At 61.6% G+C, this 3,832-nt stretch carries 2 protein-coding genes and 1 pseudogene; 2 read left to right on the forward strand and 1 reads right to left on the reverse strand.

Going from position 1 to position 3,832, the window contains the following annotated elements; all coding sequences use genetic code 11:
* Positions 1 to 63: 63 nt before the first annotated feature.
* Positions 64 to 170 (forward strand): annotated as a pseudogene (locus tag AC6RA4_RS23875) (IS5/IS1182 family transposase); the annotation flags it as partial.
* 80 nt (positions 171 to 250) lie between these two features.
* Here the strand turns inward: AC6RA4_RS23875 and AC6RA4_RS23880 are convergent.
* Positions 251 to 658 carry an XRE family transcriptional regulator gene (locus AC6RA4_RS23880; protein ID WP_500164561.1) on the reverse strand — a complete coding sequence of 136 codons (408 nt, stop codon included), beginning with the start codon at positions 656 to 658 and terminating at the stop codon, positions 251 to 253.
* Between the two features lie 450 nt (positions 659 to 1,108).
* Here AC6RA4_RS23880 and AC6RA4_RS23885 point away from each other — a divergent pair, with 450 nt between their 5' ends.
* A complete protein-coding gene (locus AC6RA4_RS23885; protein ID WP_500164563.1) occupies positions 1,109 to 3,691 on the forward strand; it encodes a DUF4214 domain-containing protein in 2,583 nt (860 codons plus the stop codon).
* Positions 3,692 to 3,832: the final 141 nt, after the last annotated feature.

The following is a 3,832-nucleotide window of genomic DNA, read 5'->3' on the forward strand; positions in this document are numbered from 1 at the left end:
CATTGACATCACGTCGATCCGTCTCTGGATCCGCCATTTGTCAACATGACCTAGAAGCACTCTATAAGCAAGCCATCTCCCGCCCGCTATCGAACGACGAACTGGTCAAACTACAACGCGTCGTTTCGTAAGGGGGTGCCCTGCTGATTTGGATCTCAGCGCCCCGGACTATTCCTAAGCAGCCTTTCTGCGCGCTCTACGTCGATGTAGGATTCCGAGCGCTCTCTCCAACTGCGTGTTTCACGGCACATCAGACCATCTTCTCGACGTCGCCGTCCCAGACGTCGAGTAGGAGTCCGAGCATATCGCCGTAGTTGCGACGCTCGGTCTGGCAGATCGCCTTGAAGCGCTCGACGACCGCGCCGGGCGCGCGGATGTTGAGTTGCAGCTCCTGCACCGGCGAGGCGGATGCCGCGAGCACGGACCACGTCTCCGGCATATACTCCGACATCGCGACACGGGTCAGCGCCAGCGGGTCGATGCCGGTGGCGGCGGCGAAGGCCGGGATCCTCTCGATCGGCATGCGCATCTCGCCGGATTTCAGCATGGAGATCACGTTGCCGCGCTCGAGACCCATCGCGGTGGCGATCTCCCGCAAAGTCTTGCTGCTCGCCTCGACGGCATCGGTGATCATGCGGGCGGTGGGGCTGGTGGCCATTCCGAACCTCTTCATCTCGTTGATTTCGCGTTGATGATAAAAGGCGTGGGGCGGGTCCTTGTCGGGGCGTGGTTGACGGAGGTCCTAGGTAGGGTGGGGGTATCCTTGTGGGGCATGCCGGGTCTCGGTCACAGGTCGGCGCGGAGCCTTGGACTTTGATGTCTTGGAGCCGAGTGTCGAGCCGCGGTGCCCTTGTGGGGGCGTCTGGGTATGGGGGGACCTCCTGCGGGATCTCAAGCTCCCGGTGAATCATCACAGTGAACGACATGCTTAAGTCAGCGAAGAACATGTCATTGTCGGGATCGCGGATCGGTCTCTGTCCAGCCACTGACCCGAGATCCGGTGAAGCAACGAGCGGAGGTTCAGGTCTGCTGCGCGACTCCCAATATGATTGACCCAAGGTGAGGTGTTCGTGATACGCTCCAGGTTATCTCTCGGGGGAGGGCAGAGATGGCACAGGTGCTCGTCTACAAGGCTTACCATGAGCGGTTCGGAGGTGAGCGAACATATGGCTGGCTTCTCGGCACCGACTACACGTTTGAGATTTCTCCGACCTCTCACCCAGATGCGAACTATATCGACGACGACTATTCGGTTGGGTATGCCCAGCTCGGACCGAATGCGTTCGCGACGCAGGCCAGATACGACGAGCCGGATTCCTTCATTAACACCAATCGGCTCGTGGTTTCCTCTGGAGACGGCTTCCAATACTACCTTACGGACGATACCGGGACAGATCTCTACGCACCGACCCGTCTGACGTCTTTCGGAGACGAGGTTATCTTCCTAGCCACCAGCGAGCGCGCAGACACCGATCTTGCCGGCGGCGAAGCTCTCATGGTCACCGACGGCATGTCGGCGCCGCGCCTCTTGGTCGACGTCCCCGTCGACGCGTTCTGGCGCGTCGGAAACGAGATCTGGGCTCGCGAAACCCGCTATGGCGACAATGACGGGGATCTCTACCGCATCACGGGCGATTTCGATGTAGGCCTGGCCTACGACTGGGACGGCAGCGACAATTCGATTCGCACCTACGAAGTGTTCGAGATCGGAGGGGACATCTACCTGTTCGGCGAAGAAGGCTCTCACCATGAGTTCTACAAGCACGACGCGGACACCGGGAGCTTTCAGAACCTCAATATCGTGAACTACCAGACCACGTTCCTGGGGCACACCTCTGACCAGTTCTTCTACTGGGACGACCGGGAGATCGCCAGTGAAGACCGTGGCATAGAACTCTGGGCCTCTGACGGCGTCACGGCACATATCGTGCAAGACATCTTCCCCGGCGAGGGCAGCGGCTATCCGGGGGACGATCTGGCGGCGCTGCAGGCCGTCTCGGGCGACCGTCTGTTCTTCTGGGCCCGGCGGGATGCATCGCTCGACTATGCCGAGCTCTTCGTGACCGATGGCACGGCGAGCGGAACCTTGCAGCTGACGGGAACGGGAACACCGCATGGCCCAGTTTCGGGCTTCAGCAGCTATTGGGACATTGTCGCCCTCGACGAAGGCCGGGTGCTCTTCGTCGCTGAGGGGGCCGAGGGAACCGAGCTTCACATCAGTGACGGCACTCGGGAGGGAACAAGACTGGTCGCGGATCTTGCACCCGGGATCGAGGACGCAAATCCGAACATCCTCGAAGTTTCCGGGGGCATGGCCTTCTTTACGATCGGCTATGGAACCGACCGCTACCGCATCTGGGTGACTGACGGCACAGAGGTGGGGACCTACCCGCTCGATGACGTTCGGGCGTCAGGAAAAGGCATCAGACCCGCGATGGCAGAGGTCATCGAGCTCGACATCGGTAATCTTCCCGGCCGTGTTTTCGAGGGGACCGATGCGCCCGAGAGGCTCAGTGGCGCCATCACAAAGGATCTGATCTCCGGCCTCGGTGGAGACGACACTGCTTTCGGCAATGCCGGCGGCGATGTGCTCAATGGTGGTCCGGGAAGCGATCTGCTCTTCGGCGAGGCGTTCGACGCGGCCTACGCGCCGGCGCTCGCGGCAACGGTGTTCCGGCTCTATCAGGCGACGCTCGATCGGACGCCGGATGCGAGCGGTCTTGGCAACTGGACCGAACGGCTGTTCACCGGCGAGCAGAGCTTGCTGCAGGTGATCAGCGGTTTCGTCAACAGCCCCGAGTTTCGGGCCACCTATGGTTCGCTTGACAATAAGGCCTTCGTCACGCTGCTCTATCAAAACGTGTTGGACCGTGAGCCAGACGCGACTGGGTTGGCCAACTGGACCCAGCGGCTCGACGACGGCATGAGTCGTGCCGAGGTGGTGCTGGGCTTCTCGCAGAGCCCGGAATTCGTGGTCGACACCGCCGCTGACGCCCGCGCCTTCACGACGAGTAGTTCACAAGCCGGCTGGGGCGACGACGTGTTCCGGCTCTATCAGGCTACGCTCGACCGCGCACCCGATGTCCAGGGCTTCACCAACTGGTCGGGTCGGCTGGCCGATGGCATGGAGCTCTCGGCGGTGTCGGCGAGTTTCGTCAACAGCCCCGAGTTTCAGGCGACCTACGGTGCGCTCGACAACGAGGCTTTCGTCACGCTACTTTATCAGAACGTGTTGGGCCGCGAGCCCGACGCCACGGGCTTGGCCAACTGGACCCAGCGGCTCGACGACGGCATGAGCCGGGCCGAGGTTGTGCTGGGCTTCTCGCAGAGCCCGGAATTCGTGGCCGGCACGGCGGACGATCTCAAGGGCTGGATGCGCGGGCTCGATCACGGCACCGGCACGCTGGCGCAGGATCTGCTGCTCCCGGGCACCGGCGACAACGTTGTGGCGGGAGGCCTCTATGCCGACGAGTTCCGCTTCGCACAGGCCGACGGCGGCAGTCATGTGGTGCTGGACCTCGAACCATGGGACTACGTGTCTTTGCAGGGCTTTGGATACGCCGGTGCCGATGCGGCGCTGGCTCATATGATCCAGTCCGGCACCGACGTCCTCTTCGCCGATCAGGGCGTCGAGATCACCTTCTCCAACACCCAGCTTGCGGCGGTAGAGCCCGACATGATCCTCACCTGATGATCGAAGGACGGAGGGGGGATTTCTGGAGCGCGGTCAAACATGACAGCGCCTTTGTCATTCTGATCGGCTGAAACAGACTGATGGGCGGAAACACAACAAAATCAGTTAATTTGGTGCGGTCCGCAAATCGGCCGCTGA

This window comes from Salipiger sp., from assembly GCF_059781815.1.

What these genes read in the sequence shown, in the direction of transcription:
- AC6RA4_RS23880 (WP_500164561.1), bottom strand. Translation starts at nt 658, where the DNA reads ATGGCCACCAGCCCCACCGCCCGCATGATCACCGATGCCGTCGAGGCG.
- AC6RA4_RS23885 (WP_500164563.1), top strand. Translation starts at nt 1,109, where the DNA reads ATGGCACAGGTGCTCGTCTACAAGGCTTACCATGAGCGGTTCGGAGGT.